Annotated in this window: 34 protein-coding genes and 1 pseudogene; 1 reads left to right on the top strand and 34 read right to left on the bottom strand. The window is 37.4% G+C overall.

Annotated features, from left to right (window positions below; genetic code table 11):
- The first annotated feature begins 64 nt into the window (after positions 1 to 64).
- On the top strand, positions 65 to 2,383 hold the full coding sequence (locus BLU57_RS08970) for a penicillin-binding protein 1A (RefSeq protein WP_090319463.1): 2,319 nt from the start codon (positions 65 to 67) through the stop codon (positions 2,381 to 2,383).
- 27 nt (positions 2,384 to 2,410) lie between these two features.
- Here BLU57_RS08970 and hemB read toward each other — a convergent pair whose 3' ends face one another.
- From hemB to tuf, 34 genes and pseudogenes are all read right to left on the bottom strand, one after another.
- Positions 2,411 to 3,418 (bottom strand): porphobilinogen synthase, encoded by a 1,008-nt coding sequence (gene hemB, locus BLU57_RS08965; RefSeq protein WP_090319461.1) that lies wholly within the window; start codon positions 3,416 to 3,418, stop codon positions 2,411 to 2,413.
- 219 nt (positions 3,419 to 3,637) lie between these two features.
- On the bottom strand, positions 3,638 to 4,234 hold the full coding sequence (gene yihA, locus BLU57_RS08960; protein WP_090319458.1) for a ribosome biogenesis GTP-binding protein YihA/YsxC: 597 nt from the start codon (positions 4,232 to 4,234) through the stop codon (positions 3,638 to 3,640).
- Between the two features lie 6 nt (positions 4,235 to 4,240).
- Complete coding sequence (locus BLU57_RS08955; RefSeq protein ID WP_090319455.1) at positions 4,241 to 5,011, bottom strand: type III pantothenate kinase; 771 nt, start codon at positions 5,009 to 5,011, stop codon at positions 4,241 to 4,243.
- A gap of 7 nt (positions 5,012 to 5,018) precedes the next feature.
- Entirely contained in the window at positions 5,019 to 5,759 is a 741-nt protein-coding gene (locus tag BLU57_RS08950) for a biotin--[acetyl-CoA-carboxylase] ligase (RefSeq protein WP_256206157.1), read from the bottom strand.
- 179 nt (positions 5,760 to 5,938) lie between these two features.
- On the bottom strand, positions 5,939 to 6,337 hold the full coding sequence (gene rplQ / locus BLU57_RS08945) for a 50S ribosomal protein L17 (protein WP_090319449.1): 399 nt from the start codon (positions 6,335 to 6,337) through the stop codon (positions 5,939 to 5,941).
- Positions 6,327 to 7,328: a DNA-directed RNA polymerase subunit alpha gene (locus BLU57_RS08940; protein ID WP_090319446.1), complete on the bottom strand. Its 1,002-nt coding sequence runs from the start codon at positions 7,326 to 7,328 to the stop codon at positions 6,327 to 6,329. Before BLU57_RS08940 ends, rplQ begins: the two co-directional genes overlap by 11 nt.
- Positions 7,329 to 7,359: 31 nt before the next feature.
- The gene (gene rpsD, locus BLU57_RS08935; RefSeq protein ID WP_090319443.1) at positions 7,360 to 7,986 is read right to left on the bottom strand and encodes a 30S ribosomal protein S4; all 627 of its coding nucleotides are present in this window, start codon (positions 7,984 to 7,986) and stop codon (positions 7,360 to 7,362) included.
- Between the two features lie 9 nt (positions 7,987 to 7,995).
- Positions 7,996 to 8,385 carry a 30S ribosomal protein S11 gene (rpsK, locus tag BLU57_RS08930; protein ID WP_090319440.1) on the bottom strand — a complete coding sequence of 130 codons (390 nt, stop codon included), beginning with the start codon at positions 8,383 to 8,385 and terminating at the stop codon, positions 7,996 to 7,998.
- Between the two features lie 36 nt (positions 8,386 to 8,421).
- The gene (rpsM, locus tag BLU57_RS08925; RefSeq protein ID WP_090319437.1) at positions 8,422 to 8,781 is read right to left on the bottom strand and encodes a 30S ribosomal protein S13; all 360 of its coding nucleotides are present in this window, start codon (positions 8,779 to 8,781) and stop codon (positions 8,422 to 8,424) included.
- 37 nt (positions 8,782 to 8,818) lie between these two features.
- Positions 8,819 to 8,932 (bottom strand): 50S ribosomal protein L36, encoded by a 114-nt coding sequence (gene rpmJ, locus BLU57_RS08920; RefSeq protein ID WP_090319434.1) that lies wholly within the window; start codon positions 8,930 to 8,932, stop codon positions 8,819 to 8,821.
- A 56-nt stretch (positions 8,933 to 8,988) separates the two neighbouring features.
- Positions 8,989 to 9,207 carry a translation initiation factor IF-1 gene (infA, locus tag BLU57_RS08915; protein WP_013966779.1) on the bottom strand — a complete coding sequence of 73 codons (219 nt, stop codon included), beginning with the start codon at positions 9,205 to 9,207 and terminating at the stop codon, positions 8,989 to 8,991.
- A gap of 17 nt (positions 9,208 to 9,224) precedes the next feature.
- Positions 9,225 to 10,541 carry a preprotein translocase subunit SecY gene (secY, locus tag BLU57_RS08910; RefSeq protein WP_090319431.1) on the bottom strand — a complete coding sequence of 439 codons (1,317 nt, stop codon included), beginning with the start codon at positions 10,539 to 10,541 and terminating at the stop codon, positions 9,225 to 9,227.
- 20 nt (positions 10,542 to 10,561) lie between these two features.
- A complete protein-coding gene (gene rplO, locus BLU57_RS08905) occupies positions 10,562 to 10,993 on the bottom strand; it encodes a 50S ribosomal protein L15 (protein ID WP_090319428.1) in 432 nt (143 codons plus the stop codon).
- 3 nt (positions 10,994 to 10,996) lie between these two features.
- Positions 10,997 to 11,188, bottom strand: a complete 192-nt coding sequence (rpmD, locus tag BLU57_RS08900) for a 50S ribosomal protein L30 (protein WP_090319425.1) — start codon at positions 11,186 to 11,188, stop codon at positions 10,997 to 10,999.
- A gap of 4 nt (positions 11,189 to 11,192) precedes the next feature.
- Positions 11,193 to 11,705 carry a 30S ribosomal protein S5 gene (rpsE, locus tag BLU57_RS08895; protein ID WP_090319422.1) on the bottom strand — a complete coding sequence of 171 codons (513 nt, stop codon included), beginning with the start codon at positions 11,703 to 11,705 and terminating at the stop codon, positions 11,193 to 11,195.
- Between the two features lie 30 nt (positions 11,706 to 11,735).
- A complete protein-coding gene (gene rplR, locus BLU57_RS08890) occupies positions 11,736 to 12,092 on the bottom strand; it encodes a 50S ribosomal protein L18 (RefSeq protein WP_090319418.1) in 357 nt (118 codons plus the stop codon).
- Between the two features lie 11 nt (positions 12,093 to 12,103).
- Positions 12,104 to 12,637 carry a 50S ribosomal protein L6 gene (rplF, locus tag BLU57_RS08885; RefSeq protein ID WP_090319415.1) on the bottom strand — a complete coding sequence of 178 codons (534 nt, stop codon included), beginning with the start codon at positions 12,635 to 12,637 and terminating at the stop codon, positions 12,104 to 12,106.
- An 11-nt stretch (positions 12,638 to 12,648) separates the two neighbouring features.
- Positions 12,649 to 13,044 carry a 30S ribosomal protein S8 gene (rpsH, locus tag BLU57_RS08880; RefSeq protein ID WP_090319412.1) on the bottom strand — a complete coding sequence of 132 codons (396 nt, stop codon included), beginning with the start codon at positions 13,042 to 13,044 and terminating at the stop codon, positions 12,649 to 12,651.
- A 59-nt stretch (positions 13,045 to 13,103) separates the two neighbouring features.
- Complete coding sequence (rpsN, locus tag BLU57_RS08875; RefSeq protein ID WP_090319409.1) at positions 13,104 to 13,409, bottom strand: 30S ribosomal protein S14; 306 nt, start codon at positions 13,407 to 13,409, stop codon at positions 13,104 to 13,106.
- Positions 13,410 to 13,416: 7 nt separating this feature from the next.
- Positions 13,417 to 13,956, bottom strand: a complete 540-nt coding sequence (gene rplE / locus BLU57_RS08870; protein WP_090319406.1) for a 50S ribosomal protein L5 — start codon at positions 13,954 to 13,956, stop codon at positions 13,417 to 13,419.
- Positions 13,957 to 13,972: 16 nt separating this feature from the next.
- The gene (gene rplX, locus BLU57_RS08865) at positions 13,973 to 14,290 is read right to left on the bottom strand and encodes a 50S ribosomal protein L24 (protein WP_090319619.1); all 318 of its coding nucleotides are present in this window, start codon (positions 14,288 to 14,290) and stop codon (positions 13,973 to 13,975) included.
- A 19-nt stretch (positions 14,291 to 14,309) separates the two neighbouring features.
- Positions 14,310 to 14,678 carry a 50S ribosomal protein L14 gene (gene rplN / locus BLU57_RS08860; RefSeq protein WP_090319403.1) on the bottom strand — a complete coding sequence of 123 codons (369 nt, stop codon included), beginning with the start codon at positions 14,676 to 14,678 and terminating at the stop codon, positions 14,310 to 14,312.
- A gap of 170 nt (positions 14,679 to 14,848) precedes the next feature.
- Positions 14,849 to 15,112: a 30S ribosomal protein S17 gene (rpsQ, locus tag BLU57_RS08855; RefSeq protein ID WP_090319399.1), complete on the bottom strand. Its 264-nt coding sequence runs from the start codon at positions 15,110 to 15,112 to the stop codon at positions 14,849 to 14,851.
- 2 nt (positions 15,113 to 15,114) lie between these two features.
- Complete coding sequence (rpmC, locus tag BLU57_RS08850; RefSeq protein ID WP_090319616.1) at positions 15,115 to 15,303, bottom strand: 50S ribosomal protein L29; 189 nt, start codon at positions 15,301 to 15,303, stop codon at positions 15,115 to 15,117.
- A gap of 2 nt (positions 15,304 to 15,305) precedes the next feature.
- Complete coding sequence (gene rplP / locus BLU57_RS08845; protein WP_090319395.1) at positions 15,306 to 15,722, bottom strand: 50S ribosomal protein L16; 417 nt, start codon at positions 15,720 to 15,722, stop codon at positions 15,306 to 15,308.
- 65 nt (positions 15,723 to 15,787) lie between these two features.
- A complete protein-coding gene (rpsC, locus tag BLU57_RS08840) occupies positions 15,788 to 16,543 on the bottom strand; it encodes a 30S ribosomal protein S3 (protein ID WP_090319392.1) in 756 nt (251 codons plus the stop codon).
- 20 nt (positions 16,544 to 16,563) lie between these two features.
- Positions 16,564 to 16,911, bottom strand: a complete 348-nt coding sequence (gene rplV, locus BLU57_RS08835) for a 50S ribosomal protein L22 (RefSeq protein WP_090319389.1) — start codon at positions 16,909 to 16,911, stop codon at positions 16,564 to 16,566.
- 8 nt (positions 16,912 to 16,919) lie between these two features.
- The gene (rpsS, locus tag BLU57_RS08830; protein WP_090319386.1) at positions 16,920 to 17,201 is read right to left on the bottom strand and encodes a 30S ribosomal protein S19; all 282 of its coding nucleotides are present in this window, start codon (positions 17,199 to 17,201) and stop codon (positions 16,920 to 16,922) included.
- A gap of 8 nt (positions 17,202 to 17,209) precedes the next feature.
- Complete coding sequence (gene rplB / locus BLU57_RS08825) at positions 17,210 to 18,043, bottom strand: 50S ribosomal protein L2 (protein WP_090319383.1); 834 nt, start codon at positions 18,041 to 18,043, stop codon at positions 17,210 to 17,212.
- Entirely contained in the window at positions 18,043 to 18,378 is a 336-nt protein-coding gene (gene rplW / locus BLU57_RS08820) for a 50S ribosomal protein L23 (RefSeq protein ID WP_090319380.1), read from the bottom strand. Before rplW ends, rplB begins: the two co-directional genes overlap by 1 nt.
- On the bottom strand, positions 18,375 to 18,995 hold the full coding sequence (gene rplD / locus BLU57_RS08815) for a 50S ribosomal protein L4 (protein ID WP_090319377.1): 621 nt from the start codon (positions 18,993 to 18,995) through the stop codon (positions 18,375 to 18,377). The genes rplW and rplD overlap by 4 nt, the downstream gene beginning before the upstream one ends.
- Before the next feature lie 40 nt (positions 18,996 to 19,035).
- Entirely contained in the window at positions 19,036 to 19,683 is a 648-nt protein-coding gene (gene rplC / locus BLU57_RS08810) for a 50S ribosomal protein L3 (RefSeq protein WP_090319375.1), read from the bottom strand.
- A 74-nt stretch (positions 19,684 to 19,757) separates the two neighbouring features.
- Complete coding sequence (rpsJ, locus tag BLU57_RS08805) at positions 19,758 to 20,066, bottom strand: 30S ribosomal protein S10 (protein ID WP_013966801.1); 309 nt, start codon at positions 20,064 to 20,066, stop codon at positions 19,758 to 19,760.
- A 76-nt stretch (positions 20,067 to 20,142) separates the two neighbouring features.
- Positions 20,143 to 20,283, bottom strand: a pseudogene (gene tuf, locus BLU57_RS08800) (elongation factor Tu); the annotation flags it as partial.

The following is a 20,283-nucleotide window of genomic DNA, read 5'->3' as shown; positions in this document are numbered from 1 at the left end:
AAGAAAAACAGTAGATATACCCCCTATAATTTTGTATTTTAACCGTTTCATCATTTAATTATTCATGTTTGCTCGCTGGTTGTACTATTTTTTTGTCACCTTATCCGCATTAGGTTTAATCGGTGTGCTACTGGCAGGCTTTGCCGGACTGGTCATTTACTCCAATTTGCCATCACTGGATACGCTGACGGACTATCGCCCGAAAATACCTTTACGCATATACAGCGAAGAAGGTCAGATAATCGGTGAGTTTGGCGCGGAACGAAGAAATGTGGTCAGTATCTCTGAAGTGCCAGAGCATCTGAAACAAGCCATTCTTGCGGCGGAAGATGATCGCTTTTACGAACATGGCGGGGTTGATTATTTGGGTGTATTGCGCGCGGCCTATTCCAATTTCTCCGCAGGCAGCGTCCGCCAAGGTGCCAGTACGATTACCATGCAAGTCGCCCGGAATTTTTTTCTGACCAGGGAAAAAACACTAACCCGGAAACTCAGCGAAGCGCTACTGGCATTCAAGATTGAACACAGCCTAAGCAAAGACAAGATTTTAGAACTGTACGTGAATCAAATTTACCTGGGGCACCGCAGTTATGGTTTTGCAGCGGCGGCATACACCTACTTCGGAAAGTCATTACAAGAAATCAATATCGTAGAAGCCGCCATGCTGGCCGGATTGCCCAAGGCGCCTTCAAGTTATAACCCGATCAGCAATCCAAAGCGGGCGAAAAGCCGGCAATTGTACGTATTGGGCCGGCTTCATAAACTCAATTACATTTCCAGTAACGAATTGAGTGAACTGGAAAAACAGCCTGTTCCCGTGAAGAAGCAATCAACCGCCTTTGCAATGCGTGCCGAGTATGTGGCAGAAATGGTCCGCCAGGTCATCTATGATCGATATCAGGAAGAAACCTACGATAAAGGGATCAAGGTTTATACCACTCTGCGGCAGCTGGATCAGGAAGCCGCTTATCAGGCGCTCCGTAAAAATGTGATCGATTACGACAGACGCCGTGGTTATCGCGGTCCCGAAGCTTATATCGATCTGATGAAATATGGCGGCAATCAAGAAAAAACACTGGACGACGCGCTGGACGAAATCAACGATAGCGATGATATTTATGCAGCCGTTGTAATAGCGGCTAAACCTAATGCCGTTCAGGCTTATAAAAAGGGTGGAGAAGTCATTGAAATCACTGGTGATGGACTAAAATTCGCACAGAAATTTTTGGTTGAGAAAAAAGATCCCGGCAAAAAATATATTACCCCCGGTGCATTAATCCGTGTGCAAAAAAATCAGAAGAATGTCTGGCATATCGTCCAGCTACCGGAAATAGAAGCAGCGCTTGTTTCTATCGACCCCAATGATGGTGCTATCCGTGCATTGATCGGTGGATTTGATTTCTATAAAAATCAATTCAATCATGTCACACAGGCATGGCGGCAGCCGGGTTCCAGTTTCAAACCTTTTATTTATTCGGCCGCATTGGAAAAAGGTTTTACTCCAGCCACCATTATCAACGATGCCCCGCTCTCGTTCAGCGCAACCCAGACCGGCAGTCAGCTATGGGAACCAAAAAATTTCGATGGCAAATTTGAAGGACCGATGCGCATGCGCACGGCGCTAACTAAATCAAAGAATCTTGTGTCGATCCGGATCTTGCAGGCGATCGGTATACAGTATGCGCAAGATTACATTACGCGATTCGGTTTCGATGCTAGCCGTCATCCACCCTACTTACCGATGGCGCTCGGCTCGGGTTCCGTCACACCGATGCAAATGGCTGCCGGATATGCGGTTTTTGCCAACGGCGGTTTCCGCATCGCACCTTATTTCATCAAGAAAATCGAAGATGAGAAAGGCAATATCATCGAGCAATTCCAACCTGTCTCCGTTACCAATGGGGCAAAACGTGTGATCGATCCGCGCAATGCCTTTATCATGACCAGCATGATGCAGGATGTTGTGAATCAGGGTACAGCAGCCAAGGCAAGACAACTGGGACGCACCGATCTCGCGGGAAAAACCGGTACGACCAGCAATTTTATCGATGCTTGGTTTTGCGGTTTCCAAAAAGACCTGGTAACCATTGCCTGGACAGGATATGACGAGCCAAAATCGTTGGGAAACAATGAGACCGGCGGGCGTGTTGCGTTACCGATTTGGATGGATTATATGGGTCCTGTGTTGAAAGGCGTCGCAATGGCAGAATACAAACCACCCAATGGTGTCGTTGCCGCAAGAATTAACTCAGCCACCGGATTCAGGGAATCCGGCGGAGATATGACCGAGTATTTTCTTAGCGAGCAGCTTCCGCCGCTAAATGAAAATCCGGTTGAACATACACCGAAAGTTACTCGAGATTTACAAGATCAACTGTTCTAGTTCTATTATTACTCGCTATTTAATGGCTTATTGTCTCTTCTTGAGCCAATTTGCAGCTTCTATCGCGTAATAAGTCAATATTCCGTCCGCACCAGCGCGTTTAAATGAAAGCAGCGATTCCAGCACGCAAGCTTCTTCATCTAACCATCCGTTAATCGCGGCAGCTTTCAGCATGGCATACTCGCCGCTCACTTGGTATACAAAAGTGGGCGCACCGAATTGATCCTTCACACGACGAACGATATCCAGATAAGGCATGCCGGGTTTAATCATCACCATATCAGCTCCCTCGTTCAAATCCAACCCAACTTCCCATAACGCCTCATCGGAGTTTGCCGGATCCATCTGATAGGTATATTTATTCCCCGCGCCAAGATTCGCTGCAGACCCAACCGCATCACGAAACGGTCCATAGAAACTTGAAGCATACTTTGCGGAGTACGCCAATATACGGGTATGAATAAATTGCTGGCTGTCCAAACCATTCCGGATCGCTGCTATGCGTCCATCCATCATGTCGGAAGGCGCGACAACGTCAGCTCCAGCTTGTGCATGCACCAACGCTTGCTGACACAAAACATTCACGGTTTCATCGTTCATGACGTAACCGTGTTGATCAATGAGACCATCCTGACCATGGCTGGTATACGGGTCAAGCGCAACATCCGTAATGACCCCCAGCTCGGGAAAATTCTGTTTCAGCTGCTGCACTACTCTAGGAACCAATCCATCGGGATTGTAGGCTTCACTCGCAGTCAGATTCTTAAATTCAGTGTCAATCACCGGAAAAATAGCCAGAGCTGGAATACCAAGCCGCAAACAATTCTCCGCTTGTGCCATTAACAAATCCAAACTTTGCCTGACAATTCCCGGCATTGATTTCACATTCTCGCTGCGATTCTTCCCATCCAAAACAAATACCGGATAAATCAAATCATCTGCACGAAGATGAGTCTCTTGCATGAGGCGGCGGGAAAATTCGTCACGACGCATGCGTCGCATTCTTTTTTGCGGAAATTGGCTATACAAAGACATAAATAAAAATCAGGAAAAATAATACGATAAAAAATAATTCTATTAATTTGAGGAACTAATACAGTCGAGAAGGTCTCTTAGCAAAGGACATCTTGATCGTCCCCCTGTCTTTCCTCCCTGAGACAGGGCCTTAAGTGTGATATTAAGGCGATTCCCCCCGGTTTTACTCCCCTTTAGCCGGGGGCTTTTTTTATAACTTGAATCGCTCAATACTAAACGCTAATCAACACTTAACCAAGAATTAATAACGGAAGTAGCATCTTCTATCCCGCTACGAGCCAAGCTAGAAAATAACTGCACGCTACATCCCGGGTATGATTCATGCACATATTGCGTCGCATGCTGTAACGTAATGTTTGCTTGTTGTTTACTCAATTTATCAGCTTTCGTCAATATAATGTGAACTGTCTTTCCTGTCGGTATAAACCAATCCAACATCTGAATATCCAGTGCTTTGAACGGATGCCGGATATCCATGATCAACACTAAACCTTTCAGTGATTCTCGCGTCTGTAAATATTGACTTAATAACTCTTCCCAATGCTTGCGGATGTTATCCGGAACCTTCGCATAGCCATACCCGGGTAAATCAACGAGAAACTGGCTTTCATTCAATTGAAAAAAATTAATATGTTGAGTGCGCCCTGGTGTTTTACTCACAAAAGCCAACCGGTTCTTATTGGCCAAAGTATTTATAACACTTGATTTACCAGCATTTGATCTTCCCGCAAAAGCAATCTCAACCCCAGTATGCTGTGGCAATGCATGCATATCATTTACAGAGGTATAAAAAGTTGCTTTCTGGAATAAGTGCATGAAATTTTATGAACTGGATAATTCTTTTCTATTCAATTCATCTTTAGCAATCACTACCAATCCTTCCAAAACTAAGTTGTCAATTATCTTTGCCGGATATTTAATAAAAGGGCTTAGCAACGATGCGTTTCCACCACTGATGATGCAATTTATAGCTGAATGCGTAAGTAGTGTGGATAAAACATCATACATACGATCTATAGCACCTACCAAGCTTTGTATTATGCCACTATGAATTGCATTTTGCGTATTAACGGGAAAATTTTGGTAGACACCCAATCTATTAGAAATAGACTCCAATTGAGTACCGGAATAAAGGCTATTAAGCATCAAATGAAAACCGGGTAAAATGATGCCGCCTAAGAATTTTCCGCTGTCAGATAGTGTATCGATTGTTACCGCAGTGCCAGCGTTAATAACTAAACAAGCCTTGTGCTCAATGTTCCATGCAGCAATTAAAGCAGCCCAACGATCACTGCCCAATTGCTTTGGATCTGAATAACCATTTAAAACACCACATTGATAGGATTGTGAATGGTGCCATATCGGTTGTATTGACCATCGTGAAATGAGCTTACAAATTTCGTTTTTTGTTTCATCACGTGCTACATGCGAAATTATAATTAAATGCGGTTCAGATAAAACACTGAATTCAGTTTCTAACTCAGAGATATCATCATACGAAACACGGCGTTGGATTAACCAAAGATCATTATTAAACAATCCCCATTTAACAAAAGAATTTCCAGAATCAATGATTAATAAAGTGGGATTCATTTGTCGCTTAATTATCTTTTAAGCGCATAGAGATATTACCAGTACTATAAGACTGTTTACCGTTAGGTGTAATTAAGCAAATAGAACCGTCTTCATTTACATCATCAACAACTCCAACAACAGATTGCTTATTTGGAAAAAGTAGTGTCACGTTTTTTCCTTGATATGCATGATAACTTATCCATTCATCTTTGAAATATGAGAAACCATATTTCTCAAAATCAGTTAAAACGGTGTATAACTGCACAAGCAACGCACCAAATATTTCATTACGATCATGCACCTTACCTGTGCATTGCAATAAATCAGTTACTTTTTGCTGGATATGAGATTTAATCGAGAACGGAAGATGAAAATTTATACCAACTCCAATAACCGCAAATGCTGGGCCATCTATTTTTCCACGAAGCTCAACCAATATACCTGCCAATTTACTAGTTTCATGCAGAATATCGTTAGGCCATTTAAGGTAAATATTACTATCTGAAAAGGATCTTAAGACACGTACGAGAACAATACCAATTACTAAGCTCAAGCCAGATAAAACAGAAACACCATTTCTGAAACGCCAGAGTATCGAAAAGGTTAGCGTATTCCCTAATGTACCACTATGCCATTTGCGATTTTCTCGACCACGTCCTTTCAATTGAATCTCAGCAGCCGCAATAACTATAGGATTATTATCGTATTCTGATTTATCGAATCTATTCAATAAGTAATTATTCGTAGAATCAATTATATTAAATATTTTTATATCAAATTTTTTGGAGTAATAAGATATAAAATTAAGAATCTTATTTTTATTTAATAAATTAACTTTAGTTAAAATAATATTTTTAACTTTCTTCCAAATATGAGAGATAAGAAGGTTTTATTAATAACAAATTTTTGCTAAATAACAGATAGATAAAAGTGAGAAAAAAGATATTAATCTTCACTGATCTCTTTCTTGTCCGATGTCTCCTGAATTGGTCGATCAAGCAGTTCTACGAGTGCCATTGGAGCATTGTCACCTTTTCTATATCCGAACTTAAGAATTCTGACATATCCACCAGGTCGCGTAATATAACGTGGTCCAAGTTCATCAAATAATTTAGTCACAATTTGGCGATCACGCAATTTATCAAATGCGGCCCTACGATTGGACAAGGATGGCTTTTTGCCTAGAGTAATAACAGGCTCGACATAGCTTCTGAGTTCTTTAGCTTTTGGAAGTGTCGTAGTAATCACCTCATGACGTAATAATGAATTACTCATGTTACGAAACATGGCCAACCTGTGACTACTAGTTCTATTTAATTTCCTAAATGCATTATTATGACGCATGATTCTGATCCTTCGATATATTTTCTAAATTAGCAGGTGGCCAATTATCTAATTTCATTCCTAAGGTGAGTTCTCTCGATGCTAATACTTCTTTTATTTCATTGAGAGATTTTCTTCCTAAATTTGGTGTTCTCAGTAACTCAGCTTCTGTACGCTGAATCAAATCTCCAATGTAGTAAATGTTTTCTACTTTCAAACAATTAGCAGATCTTACAGTTAGTTCTAAATCATCAACAGGGCGAAGTAAAATTGGATCAATCTGAGGCATCTGCGGTTTTTCTTTTGGAATAGGAGTACTTTCCAAATCAGCAAAAACAGATAGTTGCTGCACTAAAACACGGGCTGCATATCGAATTGCTTCTTCTGGTTCAACAACCCCATTTGTTTCAAGATCAATGATCAATTTATCCAGATCTGTGCGTTGCTCTACTCGAGCACTTTCAACGGTATAACTAACGCGTCTAACTGGACTAAAAGAAGCATCCAAAAAAATTGTTCCTATATCTTTGTCAATATTCTTATTTTTCCTAATTGTCGCCGGGACAAATCCTCTTCCCTTCTCAACTCTTAATTCAATATTTATTTTACTATCTGCAGTCAAATGAGCAATGATGTGTTCAGGATTAATTATTTCAACATCGTGTCCAGTTTCAATATCGCCAGCAGTAACGACACCTTTTCCATTTTTCCTCAAGTATAAAGTAGCTTCATCATTATTATGAAGTTTCAGGACTATCCCTTTAATATTTAATAAAATATCAACAATATCTTCTTGGACTCCATCTAAAGCAGAATATTCGTGAACTATTCCTGCAATCTTTACTTCTGTAGGAGCAAAACCTGACATTGAAGATAATAGAATTCTTCGAAGTGCATTACCTAATGTATGGCCATAACCTCTTTCAAAGGGTTCCATCACAACTTTGGCGTGCAATGGAGAGATATTCTGAACATCAATAATTCGTGGTGTAAGCAGCTCCGTACCGAGCATAAAAAATCCTTTTGTCTAAAATCTATATTGATTATTTTGAATATAATTCAATTATCAATGATTCATTAATAGAAGCAGGTAAATCTGAACGTTCAGGTTTCATTTTATAGATACCTTTCATTTCGTTAACATTTACATCTATCCATGAAGGAAAATTTCGATTGTTGGCTGTTTCAATAGAAGATTTAATACGTAATTGATTTTTCGCATTTTTATCAATTTCGACTGCGTCTCCGACATTAACTAAATAAGATGGTATATTAACTTTATGTCCATTTACCAAAATACTGTTATGCCTAACAATTTGGCGTGCTTCTGATCTAGATGATCCAAATCCCATATGATAAACGACATTATCAAGGCGGCTTTCTAACAATTGAAGCAAGTTATCGCCAGTTATACCTCTTTCCTTATCAGCTAATTTATAAATATTTCGAAATTGTTTTTCCAGAATACCATAGATTTTTTTTACTTTCTGCTTTTCACGCAATTGGCCACCGTAGTCAGATAAACGCCCCTTTTTTTGACCATGTTGGCCTGGTGGGTAATTTCTTCGTTCTATAGCGCATTTGTCTGTAAAACATTTTTCTCCCTTCAAGAATAGCTTTTCGCCTTCTCGACGGCATTGTTTACATTTTGGTGCAAGATTTCGAGCCAAGATATCTCCTTAAATACGGCGTTTTTTAGGTGGTCGACAACCATTATGGGGCACTGGCGTAACATCAGAAATACTGGTAATTTTAAAACCAGCTGCATTCAGTGCTCTTACCGCAGAGTCACGACCAGGACCTGGGCCTTTTACTTTTACTTCAAGATTTTTGACGCCACAATCAATTGCTATTTTACTTGCCGTTTCAGCGGCTACTTGCGCAGCAAATGGTGTACTTTTTCTTGATCCTTTGAATCCAGCGCCACCTGAAGTTGCCCATGATAGAGCATTTCCTTGCCTATCAGTTATAGTAACTATTGTATTATTAAAAGATGCATGTATATGAGCAATTCCCTCAGAAACATTTTTCTTAATCTTCTTTTTAACACGTGAATTCGTTTTATTCATCATAAAATCCAAAATAACAACAATTTGTTTATATAGTTAACGAGCACGTATTGCTTTGCGAGGACCCTTTCTAGTTCTTGCATTAGTTCTAGTGCGTTGCCCACGAACCGGAAGGCCTCGCCTATGTCGAAGTCCTCGATAACATCCTAAATCCATTAATCTTTTAATATTCATCGAAATTTCACGACGAAGATCACCTTCAATTGTCATCCTAGTTACATAATCACGTAATTGCTCAATTTGTTCTTCAGTAAGATCTTTTAATTTTTTATCAGTATCAATACCAACTGCTTCACAAATGTTCTTAGAACTAGATCTACCAATACCATAAATAGCAGTGAGAGCAATGCCAACATGTTGATGATTAGGTATGTTTACGCCAGCAATACGTGCCATTTATATTTTCCTATATAATCTTACTTTCACTTTATGTTTAACCTTGTCGTTGCTTGTGTCTTGGATCTATACAAATAACTCGCACAACTCTATTACGTCTAATTATTTTACAATTTCTGCAATATTTTTTTACTGATGCATTTACTTTCATAAGATTAAATTTAGTAATTAAAAATAGTAATAAGTTATTATTAGGAAGTTTATTCGTTATTTAGCTCTAAAAGTGATACGAGCTCTTGTTAAATCATATGGCGTCAAATCAACTGTTACTTTGTCACCTGGTAAAATCCTGATATAGTGCATACGCATTTTCCCAGAAATATGCCCTAACACTATATGTCCATTCTCTAATTTTACTCGAAATGTTGCATTAGGAAGTGTTTCGAGAATTTCACCTTGCATTTGTATTGTATCTTCTTTTGCCATCTAAAATTGTCGAATATTTATCTTGTAGGTAATTTTGCTTGATTACTTTTGAAGTTAGTTTTCTTAAGTAAGCTATCATATTGCGATGACATAACATGTGATTGAATTTGTGACATGAAATCCATCGTCACGATTACAATAATTAAAAGAGAGGTGCCTCCAAAATAAAAAGGAACATTCCATTTCAGAATTAAAAATTCAGGCAATAAACATACTAATGTAACGTAAATTGAACCCGATAATGTCAAACGTAACATAATTTTTTCAATATATCGTGTTGTCTGTTCCCCAGGTCTAATACCAGGAACAAAGGCTCCACTTTTTTTAAGATTATCAGCGGTTTCTTTCGGATTAAAAACGAGAGCCGTGTAAAAGAAACAGAAAAAAATGATCATCATCGCATACAGAATGACATATATCGGTTGTCCAGGTGATAATGCTGAACTTATGTCTTTTAACCAAGTTACAGATTCATCATTTGCAAACCATCCAGCTAATGTTGCAGGAAATAAAATTATACTTGAAGCAAAAATCGGTGGAATTACACCAGACATATTTAATTTTAAAGGCAAATGGGAACTTTGACCTCCATACACCTTTTGACCTATTTGGCGTTTCGCATAATTCACTAAAATACGTCGTTGTCCTTTTTCAACAAAAACAACGATTCCTGTTACACAAGCAGCTGCGACAAATATACCTAGTGCAATTAAAAAATGCATCGAACCAGTACTAACCAAATCTAAAGTGCCACCTATAGCACTTGGCAAACCAGCGGCTATACCAGCGAAAATTATCAATGATATTCCGTTACCGATGCCACGTTCTGTAATCTGTTCACCCAACCACATCAAAAAAATTGTGCCTGTCACTAAAGTAATAACAGTAGTAATCGTGAACATTCCTCCAGGACTTATTACTAAGCCAGCTTGAGATTGTAATGCAATAGAAATTCCGTAACTTTGAACTAATGCCAAAGCAACAGTACCATATCTTGTATATTGCGTAATTTTCCTTCTACCACTTTCGCCTTCTTTTTTTAAGGATTCTAAAAATGGAATTGCTACTGTTCCTAGTTGCATTATAATAGAAGCAGATATATACGGCATAATTCCAAGCGCAAATATCGAAAACCGAGAGAGAGCCCCTCCAGAAAACATATTGAACATACCCAATACACCGCTCTCTTGCGATTCAAATAAGTCTTTCAAAACAATTGGATCTATTCCAGGAACAGGAACATGAGCACCAATTCTATAGACAATTAACGCCAACAGTAAAAACCATAAGCGCCTTTTAAGATCGGCAAATTTATCTACAGGGTTATTTGACATATTATATAGATTAAAAATCTTTATGAAATTGTGCTTCCAGAAGTAAGAAGTATATCTTTAACTCCTTTGCTTATTATAATATTTTTAAAATTGAAAGCTTTTGTACAATTTCCAGATTTAAAGATTCTGACTTTATTTGTTTTTCTTGGAATCAAGTTATTTGTAACTAAAGTTTCTATACTAATTTCTTTTTCCGAAAGTGAATTTAAATCCCCTAACCGTAAGCTAGGATATTCTCGACGTTTTAAAATGACAAAACCTCGTTTTGGTAAACGTCTTTGTATTGGCATTTGCCCACCTTCAAAACCTACTTTATGAAATCCACCTGATCTTGATTTTTGTCCCTTATGGCCTCTTCCACAGGTTTTTCCAACACCTGAACCCATTCCACGCCCAACTCGTACTTTATTTCTTTTTGAGCCTAAAGAAGGCTTAATAGAATTCAAAAACATAATTTAATCGCATTTAACTAAATAATTAATCTTGTAAATCATACCACGCACTTCAGGCGTATCAATAAGTATTGAAGAGCTATTTAGCTTCCTCAGTCCTAAGCCCCGAACTGTTGCTTTATGCGATTTTTTTGTTCCTATCATGCTTTTAATAAGAGTAACTTTTATAGTCTTTTCTTTTTGAGAATTCACCATGATTTCAACCTATTATTTCTTTGATAGTTTTATTACGCTTAGCAGCTATTGTTGCTGGGGTGTTCATTTGATTCAAGCCTTTTAATGTTGCTCTAACTACATTATAGGGATTTGTGGAGCCTATGCATTTAGCCAATATATTTGTCATGCCCATTACTTCAAATATAGCTCTCATGGGACCACCAGCAATGATACCCGTTCCCTCAGGAGCAGGTTGCATATATACCTTAGCAGCTCCATGTGATGCAGTTATAGGGTGATATATAGATCCATTTTTTAATTTAATTTTTATCATTTTCCGTCGAGCTTCATCCATTGCCTTCTGGACAGCAACCGGAACTTCACGAGACTTACCTTTACCCATACCAACACCGCCATCACCGTCACCAACAACAGTCAATGCCGCAAACCCTAAAATACGACCACCTTTAACAACCTTTGTAACTCTGTTAATAGCAACCATTTTTTCACGTAAATCATCGCCGCTTTCTTCAGTCCCTATCGATTTAGTACTCATATTTTATGACCTTGGAATCATTAAATTCTATTAAAATTTCAATCCTTCTTCACGAGCAGCTTCAGCTAATGCCTTAACTCGACCATGATATTTATACCCAGATCTGTCAAATGCTATATTTGATATACCAAACTTAATACCTTTTTCTGCAATTCTTTTTCCAATTATTGATGCTGCCTCTACATTACCACCCGCCTTGATTTCTTTTTTTACATCAGGCTCTAGTGTCGATGCACTTGCAATAATTTTATTATTTTTGTCATCAATCAATTGTGCATATATATGAGAATTACTTCTATGAATTGATAATCGAATGACGCCTAATTCCGCTATAGTGGCACGAGTTTTCTTTGATCTTCTAATACGCTTACTTTTTAAATTCGGCATGTTAATTTCACTTATTTTTTCTTAGTTTCTTTAAGAACAATGACTTCATCCGAATACCGAACACCTTTTCCTTTGTAAGGCTCTGGTTTTCTATACGCTCTAATATCAGCTGAAACCTGTCCAACTTTTTGTTTATCTATACCTTTGATTATTATCTCAGTCTGCGACGGTGTTTCAATTTTAATTCCATTTGGAATTTCAAAATCAATAGGGTGTGAAAAACCGAGTGTAAGACTCAATTTATTTGCATTTGCTTGTGCTTTATAACCGACTCCAACAAGTTGCAATTTTTTTTCAAATCCTTTTGAAACTCCATGAACCATGTTTGCAATTAATGCTCTGAACGTTCCAGATAACGCATTTGCATGCTGAGAGTTAGAGTTTGCTTTAATTTTCAGAAAACCATCTATTTGATTCACACTAATCTCACAAACAAGTGGATATTCTAAAATTCCAAGAGGCCCTTTTATCTTAATATCTTGTCCGGATAAAAGAATTTCAACATTTTCAGGAATCGATATTGGATTATTACTTACACGAGACATTTAATAAATCCTTAAACTAGAGTGCACAAGAGTTCGCCACCGATACCCAACACCCGCGCTTTGTTTTGCGTCATAACACCTTGTGATGTTGATACAACAGCTATACCTAAACCGTTCATCACATTTGGTAAATTTTTACTTGATTTATAAATTCTTAAGCCAGGTTTGCTGATACGTTTAATATTCTCAATTACCGGCTCACCTGCATAATATTTTAAAACAATTTCTAGCGTACTTTTGCTATTTTCTTTAATGATATTATAAGAATCTATATAACCTTCATCCTTAAGCACATTAGCAATTGATACTTTTAAGCGAGAACATTCCATTTTAGCAGAATGCTTTCTTGCCATCTGAGCATTTCTAATTCTTGTTAGCATATCTGCAATTGGATCGCTCATACACATATTGATTACACTCTATAATAATTATTTATACTATGAAAACATATAGCAGATAAAAAAATTTACCAACTAGCTTTTATGATTCCCGGGATCTTTCCACTCATTGCCATATCTCTTAATTTGTTTCTTCCAAGTCCAAATTTAGAATAAACTCCGCGTGGCCTTCCTGTTAATTCGCACCTATTTCTTAATCTAACAGCGCTAGAATCTCTCGGAAGTTTCTGCAATTGTTCTCTTGCTTTTGCTCTATCATCTTCATCCAGTGAATAATTTGAAATTATTTTGTGTAAATTTTTTCTTTTTTCAAAATATTTAGCTACTAATTTTTGTCGTTTATTATTTCTATTCACTGTTGATAATTTAGCCATAAATTCCTCAATTCTTGAAGGGAAAACTAAATGCTGCCAACAAAGCTTTCGCTTCAATATCACTTTTTGCTGTTGTCGTTATTGAAATATTCATGCCTCGTAAAGCATCAATTTTATCGTAATCTATTTCAGGGAATATAATCTGCTCTTTTATACCCATATTATAATTTCCTCTTCCATCAAAAGATTTTCCTGATATTCCTCTGAAATCTCGTATTCTTGGTATTGCGATAGTAATTAATTTATCGAGAAACTCGTACATTCTAACTTTTCTAAGAGTTACCATGCATCCTATTGGATAGTCTTTTCTAACTTTAAAAGTTGCAATTGATTTCTTGGCACGTGTAACTACCGGTTGTTGACCACAAATTTTTTTTATATCTGAAACTGCATTCTCGATCACTTTTTTATCGATGGTCGCTTCACCTAATCCAATATTAAGTGTGATCTTAGTTATACACGGTACTTCCATTACAGATTTGTATCCAAATTGCTTTTTTAATTCTTCTGCTATTGTATTTCGGTAATAATCTTGTAAACGCGCCATATCATTACAATCCTTTTTATACTTCGATCAAATCATTTGTAGCTTTAAAAAAACGTACTTTTTTATCATTAGAATCAAATCTAAATCCAACTCTATCAGCTCTTTTTGAAGTAAAGTTATAAATAGCAACATTTGAAATGTGAATTGACATCTCTTTATTAATTATTCCGCCAGTCGCTCCAGTTGAAGGATTAGGCTTCTGATGTTTTTTTACCGAATTTATTCCTTGTACTAGCAAGCGTTCGGAACCAATCGTGCGTAATACTGTACCTTTCTTACCTTTATCTTTACCTGTAAGTACAATTACATCATCACCTTTTTTAATTTTTCTCATAATTATTCTCTTCTCGGCATTACAGAACTTCTGGAGCAAGCGAAACAATCTTCATGAAACGTGCATTACGCAACTCACGCGTAACTGGCCCGAATATACGTGTTCCAATAGGTTCGAGTTTATTATTTAAAAGCACAGCAGCATTATCATCAAATTTTAACAACGAGCCATCTAAACGTCTTACACCTTTTGCTGTACGTACAACTATAGCGTTATAAACTTCACCTTTTTTTACACGTCCTCTCGGTGCAGCGTCTTTAATACTCACTTTAATTATGTCGCCGATACCCGCGTATTTTCTCTTTGATCCTCCAAGAACTTTGATACACATTAATGACCTCGCACCTGTGTTATCAGCAACTCGCAATATTGATTGCATCTGTATCATTTAATATTCTCTTTTAAAAACACATATCGAATATTTATTTAATTTTTTGATTAAATAAATATTATTTTAAATAAGTATTACTAAGAATCGAAGAGGCAGCATTATACAAGAAAACTTTCTTGGCTCACATACTTTATGATAAATAACGCCTGGAATAAAAATAAAACTATTTATCTCTCGGATTCGTTATTTACATGTTTTACTACTTTCCAGTTTTTGGTTTTCGATAATGGACGACATTCTTCAATTAATACAATATCACCTATTGAAAGTTGTTCATCAAAAACATGCGCATGATATTTTTTTGATCTAATTACAAATTTCCCATACAGCGGATGCTTTATTCGACGCTCAACTAGAACTGTAACTGTTTTATCCATTTTATTACTTGTGATACGCCCAGTCAGTGTACGTTTTAATTTTTCACTATTCATAGTTAACTTGCTTTCTGAGTCATAATTGTTTTAACTCTTGCGATATCTTTTCTAATTATTTTCATTCGACTTGTGTCTGAAAGTTGCTGCGTTGCCAATTGCATTCTTAAGCTAAACTGCACTCTTAATAAGGAAATAAGTTCCTTGTTAAGTTCAGATATTGATTTTTCTTTTAATTCACTAACTTTCATTGTCATCCGCCAAATTGCCTGATAGTAAACACTGTTTTAATTGGTAATTTTGCTGCAGCCAGCCTAAATGCTTCTTTCGCTAATTCTTCACTCACTCCATCCATCTCATACAGTACTTTTCCTGGCTGTATTTCAGCAACATAATACTCTGGACTTCCCTTACCGTTTCCCATCCGAACCTCAGCGGGTTTATGGGAAATTGGTTTATCTGGAAAAATCCGTATCCAGATACGGCCGCCTCTTTTAATATGCCTTGTCATCGCTCTTCGTGCGGCTTCTATTTGGCGAGCTGTTAATCGACCTCTATCAACTGCTTTTAGACCAAATTCACCAAAGCTAACTTTTGAACCACGTGTTGCGATGCCTGTATTTCTTCCTTTTTGTTGCTTTCTATATTTAGTTCGCGCTGGTTGAAGCATATTTTTCCCCAGAATTTATTTTTATCAGATATTAAAGAATCTAGTAACAGTAATAAATGCTTTTATCATTCAATGATTTTATCTATTTTAGAGTCAGATTCTTTAATAAATGCTGAAGAAGATTTTTTATTAATTTTCTTTTTTTCACTATCAGAAACATTACCTGAGGTATTCAAACTATTTGTGTCACTTTTCCCAAGTATCTCGCCCTTAAAAACCCACACTTTAATTCCAATAATGCCATAAGTTGTTTCAGCTTCTGATGTTGCATAGTCGAGATCTGCCCTTAAAGTATGAAGAGGGACACGGCCTTCTCTATACCATTCTGTACGGGCAATTTCAATCCCATTTAATCTACCCGAACTCATTATTTTAATACCTTGAGCTCCAAGTCTCATAGCATTTTGCATAGCACGCTTCATTGCTCTACGGAACATAATTCTTTTTTCCAATTGCTGAGCAATATTATCAGCAATTAATTGTGCATCCAATTCAGGCTTTCTAATTTCCTCAATATTAACATGAACGGGAACCCCCATTCTTTTTTGGAGCTCTGTACGTAATACCTCTATGTCTTCACCCTTTTTTCCAATAACCACACCTGGACGCGAGCTATAAATAGTAATTCTTGCATTTTTTGATGGTCTTTCTATCAAAACTCTACCAACCGAAGCATTTTTAAGCTTTTCATTAAGAAAAGTCCGTACTTTTATATCTTCATTCAGCATAGTTGCAAAGTTATTGCTATTTGCATACCACCTTGACAACCAATTTCTTTGAACTGAAAGACGAAATCCGATTGGATGTATTTTTTGACCCATATCAATTAGTGCCTATAATTTTATTTAATTTGACTACCATTATCGCTTACTGTTAACGAGATATGACATGTTGGCTTCACAATTCTGTTGCCACGACCTTTGGCGCGTGCGCTTGTTCGTTTCATCAGTACTCCTCTATCAATATATATAGATGAAACTTTCAATTCATCAATATCAGCACCATCATTATGTTCTGCATTTGCAATAGCTGATTCTAAGATCTTGCGAATTATTTCCGCACCCTTTTTAGGACTAAAAGTCAAAATATTCAGCGCTTTGTCAACTGACAGGCCTCTTATTTGATCTGCTACAAGACGTCCTTTTTGTGCTGATAACCTGACTCCGCGTAATTTAGCAGTAGTTTCCATATTTATTCCTATCGCTTAGTAACTGCTTTTTTATCGCCAGCATGGCCTTTAAAAGTACGTGTAAGTGAAAATTCACCAAATTTATGACCAACCATATTTTCTGTCACAAAAACAGGAATATGTTGCTTACCATTATGAACGGCCACCGTCATTCCAATAAAATCTGGCAATATTGTGGATCGTCTTGACCATGTCTTGACAGGTCTTTTATCATTTGTTTCACGCGCTTTCATTATTTTTTCCATCAAATGCGTATCTACAAATGGTCCCTTTTTAACTGATCTTGCCATTTAGCCTATTATCCTTTTTTTGAATAACGATGACGAACTATCATCACTTCTGTTCTTTTATTTTTTCGAGTTCTATAGCCCTTAGCTGGTGTTCCCCATGGACTGACTGGATGTCTTCCGGCTGATGTCCGTCCTTCCCCACCGCCATGTGGGTGATCAATAGGATTCATTGCCACGCCACGCACCGTTGGCCTAATTCCACGCCACCGGACAGCGCCTGCTTTACCTATTGATCTTAAATTATGTTCAGCATTGCCTACTTCGCCGATTGTAGCACGACAATCAATATGCACTTTGCGCATCTCCCCAGAACGAAGTTTCAGTTGTGCATAATTACCTTCTCGTGCTTGTAATTGTATAGATGCTCCTGCAGATCGCGCTAATTGAGCCCCTTTTCCTGGCAATAATTCTACACAATGAATTATCGTTCCCATCGGTATATTACGTAAAGGCAACGCATCTCCTGGTTTTATCTGAGCATTTTTGCCGCTAGAAATTTTTGTGCCTACCGTTAATCCTTTTGGAGCAATAATGTACCTTCTTTCCCCATCTTGATAACAAATTAAGGCAATATTAGCTGTCCTATTAGGATCATATTCAATACGCTCAACAATACCACTTATATCATCTTTATCACGTTTAAAATCTATCAATCTATAGTGATGTTTATGACCACCGCCACGATGCCTTGTAGTGATACGACCATAATGATTACGTCCCGCAGTTTTAGTTTGTTTCTCTATTAAATTTTTATAAGGTTCGCCTTTGTACAAATCCTTATTTACTAATTTAACTACAGATCTTCTTCCGGGTGAAGTCGGTTTTAATTTAACAAGGGCCATTATTTAACCTCTGCATTTGAAAAATTTGCAAAACTCAATTCCTGCCCTTCCTTAATGCTTACAATGGCTTTTTTCCAATCATTTCTGTGTCCCACAAAACGTCCAAATCTTTTGCTTTTTCCTTTAACGTTTATAGTTTGAACATTTTTTACTTCTATCTTCTGTTCTTTCCATAACAATTCTATGGCATCCTTTATCTCTTTCTTAGTTGCATCTGTCACTACACGAAATACCGTTTGATTGTTTTTCTCTCCAATAAACGTAGCTTTCTCTGAGATGTGTGGCGCTAATATAACTTTTAATAAACGTTCTTGATTTATGTTTGAATTCTTCATGACAGAAGTTCCTCAAGATTCTTCAATCCTTCTGTTGTAAGCAAAATCTTTTCAAATTTTAAAAGACTTACCGGATCTATATTCTTCACCTCAACTACCGAAACGTGCGGCATATTACGTGATGAGAGATACAAATTTTCATCCACATTATTCGTAATCAACATAACTTCATCAAGTCCTAACGCAATCAGTTTTTCTCTAAAAGCTTTAGTTTTATGCGTATCGACATTAAAGTCATTAATGATGATTAATCGCTCATCGCGCACTAATTGCGACAAAATGACACTTATGCCGGTACGGTACATTTTTTTATTGAGTTTTTTTCTGTAATTCTCATCCGGGCTATTTGGAAAAATTTTTCCGCCTCCACGCCATATTGGACTTGATGCCATACCGGCACGAGCTCGTCCTGTTCCTTTTTGCCGCCATGGCTTACGAGTTGACTTGGCAACATCTGCGCGCCCTTTCTGAGCTCGTGTTGCTCCTCGCGCATTTGATAGATAAGAAGTTATAACTTGATGAACAAGTGCTTCATTGTAATCTCTATTAAAGAGTTCATCAGAAACAGTGATATTTTCTGTTATCTGATTCTTTTCACCGATAAACTTTAACTCCATTACTTGTTCATCCTATTGTTATTTCGTTTTATTAATCAGTCTATTTTTTTACTTTAACGCTCGAACGCACTATAACATTACCGCCTTTAGATCCTGGTATAGCGCCTTTCAAAAGCAATAAATTCCTTGCTTCATCAATTCTTAATATCTCTACATTCTGAACAGTTCTTCTTACATTACCCATGTGACCGGACATTCTTTTTCCGGGAAAAACGCGACCAGGATCTTGCGCCATTCCAATTGATCCTGGTTTATTGTGTGCTTTTGAATTACCGTGACTTGCACGATTGGAAGAAAAGTTATGTAACTTTATAGTTCCCGCATAGCCTTTACCAATAGTTGTCCCAGATACGTCTACCTTTTGACCAACATTGAATATTCCACATGTAATTACAGCACCATTTTGCAGTTGATTGATATCTTCATCTGCAGTTACTCTAAACTCTTTTATTATGCTTCCTGCTTCTACACCAGCTTTTGAGAAGTGTCCTGCAATTGATTTATTGACTCTACTCGCTCTTTTTTTTCCAAATGTCAATTGCGCTGCAGAATAACCATTTGTGTCATATTTCTTTAACTGAGTTATGCGATTATTGGAAACATCAATGACTGTTACTGGCAAGCTATCGCCATTCTCAGTAAAAATTCGAGTCATCCCAACTTTACGACCAATTAACCCTATTGCCATTTTCCGCCTCTATCAAAGAGCACATGTTTTTATTAAGAAATAACTAAATACTCTAACTATTTATTTAACAATACTTATAATTTGATTTCCACATCTACGCCAGCGGGCAAATCTAACTTCATCAAAGCATCGACTGTTTTATCTGTTGGATCAATGATATCCATTAATCTTAGGTGTGTTCTAATCTCAAACTGATCGCGAGATGTTTTATTTACGTGAGGCGATCTCAACACATCAAAACGTTCGATTCTTGTCGGCAATGGAACGGGGCCCTTAACAACAGCTCCAGTTCTTTTTGCTGTTTCTACGATTTCAAGTGCCGATTTATCTATTAACCGATAATCGAATGCTTTTAGACGAATTCTAATTTTTTGATTTTGCATATATATTTAAATTTCGAGTTTATAGATTCAATTTCACAATCTGATTGACTCTAACTTCATTTCGCCTTATAAAATATCATTCAATAATTTTTGCAACGACACCGGCACCAACCGTGCGCCCGCCTTCTCGTATCGCAAATCGCAATCCGTCTTCCATCGCAATCGGTGCTATCAGATTTACCGTCACCGATACGTTATCCCCAGGCATCACCATTTC

Origin of the sequence: Nitrosomonas oligotropha (assembly GCF_900106555.1) — a bacterium.
GTDB classification, from domain to species: domain Bacteria; phylum Pseudomonadota; class Gammaproteobacteria; order Burkholderiales; family Nitrosomonadaceae; genus Nitrosomonas; species Nitrosomonas oligotropha_A.
Note: the sequence above shows the minus strand (reverse complement) of the source record. Positions and strands in the feature narration are given on the sequence as shown.

Coding starts and splice junctions, on each gene's coding strand:
- rpsN (WP_090319409.1), bottom strand. CDS start 13,409: ATGGCTAAATTATCAACAGTGAATAGAAATAATAAACGACAAAAATTA.
- rplB (WP_090319383.1), bottom strand. CDS start 18,043: ATGGCCCTTGTTAAATTAAAACCGACTTCACCCGGAAGAAGATCTGTA.
- rplE (WP_090319406.1), bottom strand. CDS start 13,956: ATGGCGCGTTTACAAGATTATTACCGAAATACAATAGCAGAAGAATTA.
- rpmJ (WP_090319434.1), bottom strand. CDS start 8,932: ATGAAAGTAAATGCATCAGTAAAAAAATATTGCAGAAATTGTAAAATA.
- rpmD (WP_090319425.1), bottom strand. CDS start 11,188: ATGGTGAATTCTCAAAAAGAAAAGACTATAAAAGTTACTCTTATTAAA.
- BLU57_RS08970 (WP_090319463.1), top strand. CDS start 65: ATGTTTGCTCGCTGGTTGTACTATTTTTTTGTCACCTTATCCGCATTA.
- hemB (WP_090319461.1), bottom strand. CDS start 3,418: ATGTCTTTGTATAGCCAATTTCCGCAAAAAAGAATGCGACGCATGCGT.
- secY (WP_090319431.1), bottom strand. CDS start 10,541: ATGTCAAATAACCCTGTAGATAAATTTGCCGATCTTAAAAGGCGCTTA.
- yihA (WP_090319458.1), bottom strand. CDS start 4,234: ATGCACTTATTCCAGAAAGCAACTTTTTATACCTCTGTAAATGATATG.
- rpmC (WP_090319616.1), bottom strand. CDS start 15,303: ATGAAAGTTAGTGAATTAAAAGAAAAATCAATATCTGAACTTAACAAG.
- rplQ (WP_090319449.1), bottom strand. CDS start 6,337: ATGCGTCATAATAATGCATTTAGGAAATTAAATAGAACTAGTAGTCAC.
- rpsM (WP_090319437.1), bottom strand. CDS start 8,781: ATGGCACGTATTGCTGGCGTAAACATACCTAATCATCAACATGTTGGC.
- rplD (WP_090319377.1), bottom strand. CDS start 18,995: ATGGAGTTAAAGTTTATCGGTGAAAAGAATCAGATAACAGAAAATATC.
- rpsQ (WP_090319399.1), bottom strand. CDS start 15,112: ATGAATAGTGAAAAATTAAAACGTACACTGACTGGGCGTATCACAAGT.
- BLU57_RS08955 (WP_090319455.1), bottom strand. CDS start 5,011: ATGAATCCCACTTTATTAATCATTGATTCTGGAAATTCTTTTGTTAAA.
- infA (WP_013966779.1), bottom strand. CDS start 9,207: ATGGCAAAAGAAGATACAATACAAATGCAAGGTGAAATTCTCGAAACA.
- rplR (WP_090319418.1), bottom strand. CDS start 12,092: ATGCCGAATTTAAAAAGTAAGCGTATTAGAAGATCAAAGAAAACTCGT.
- rpsH (WP_090319412.1), bottom strand. CDS start 13,044: ATGTGTATGAGCGATCCAATTGCAGATATGCTAACAAGAATTAGAAAT.
- rplX (WP_090319619.1), bottom strand. CDS start 14,290: ATGAGAAAAATTAAAAAAGGTGATGATGTAATTGTACTTACAGGTAAA.
- rplC (WP_090319375.1), bottom strand. CDS start 19,683: ATGGCAATAGGGTTAATTGGTCGTAAAGTTGGGATGACTCGAATTTTT.
- rplV (WP_090319389.1), bottom strand. CDS start 16,911: ATGGAAACTACTGCTAAATTACGCGGAGTCAGGTTATCAGCACAAAAA.
- rplO (WP_090319428.1), bottom strand. CDS start 10,993: ATGTTTTTGAATTCTATTAAGCCTTCTTTAGGCTCAAAAAGAAATAAA.
- rplW (WP_090319380.1), bottom strand. CDS start 18,378: ATGAAGAATTCAAACATAAATCAAGAACGTTTATTAAAAGTTATATTA.
- rplP (WP_090319395.1), bottom strand. CDS start 15,722: ATGCTTCAACCAGCGCGAACTAAATATAGAAAGCAACAAAAAGGAAGA.
- rplN (WP_090319403.1), bottom strand. CDS start 14,678: ATGATACAGATGCAATCAATATTGCGAGTTGCTGATAACACAGGTGCG.
- rpsE (WP_090319422.1), bottom strand. CDS start 11,705: ATGAGTACTAAATCGATAGGGACTGAAGAAAGCGGCGATGATTTACGT.
- rpsK (WP_090319440.1), bottom strand. CDS start 8,385: ATGAATAAAACGAATTCACGTGTTAAAAAGAAGATTAAGAAAAATGTT.
- BLU57_RS08940 (WP_090319446.1), bottom strand. CDS start 7,328: ATGCTCGGTACGGAGCTGCTTACACCACGAATTATTGATGTTCAGAAT.
- rpsS (WP_090319386.1), bottom strand. CDS start 17,201: ATGGCAAGATCAGTTAAAAAGGGACCATTTGTAGATACGCATTTGATG.
- rplF (WP_090319415.1), bottom strand. CDS start 12,637: ATGTCTCGTGTAAGTAATAATCCAATATCGATTCCTGAAAATGTTGAA.
- rpsJ (WP_013966801.1), bottom strand. CDS start 20,066: ATGCAAAATCAAAAAATTAGAATTCGTCTAAAAGCATTCGATTATCGG.
- rpsC (WP_090319392.1), bottom strand. CDS start 16,543: ATGGGTCAAAAAATACATCCAATCGGATTTCGTCTTTCAGTTCAAAGA.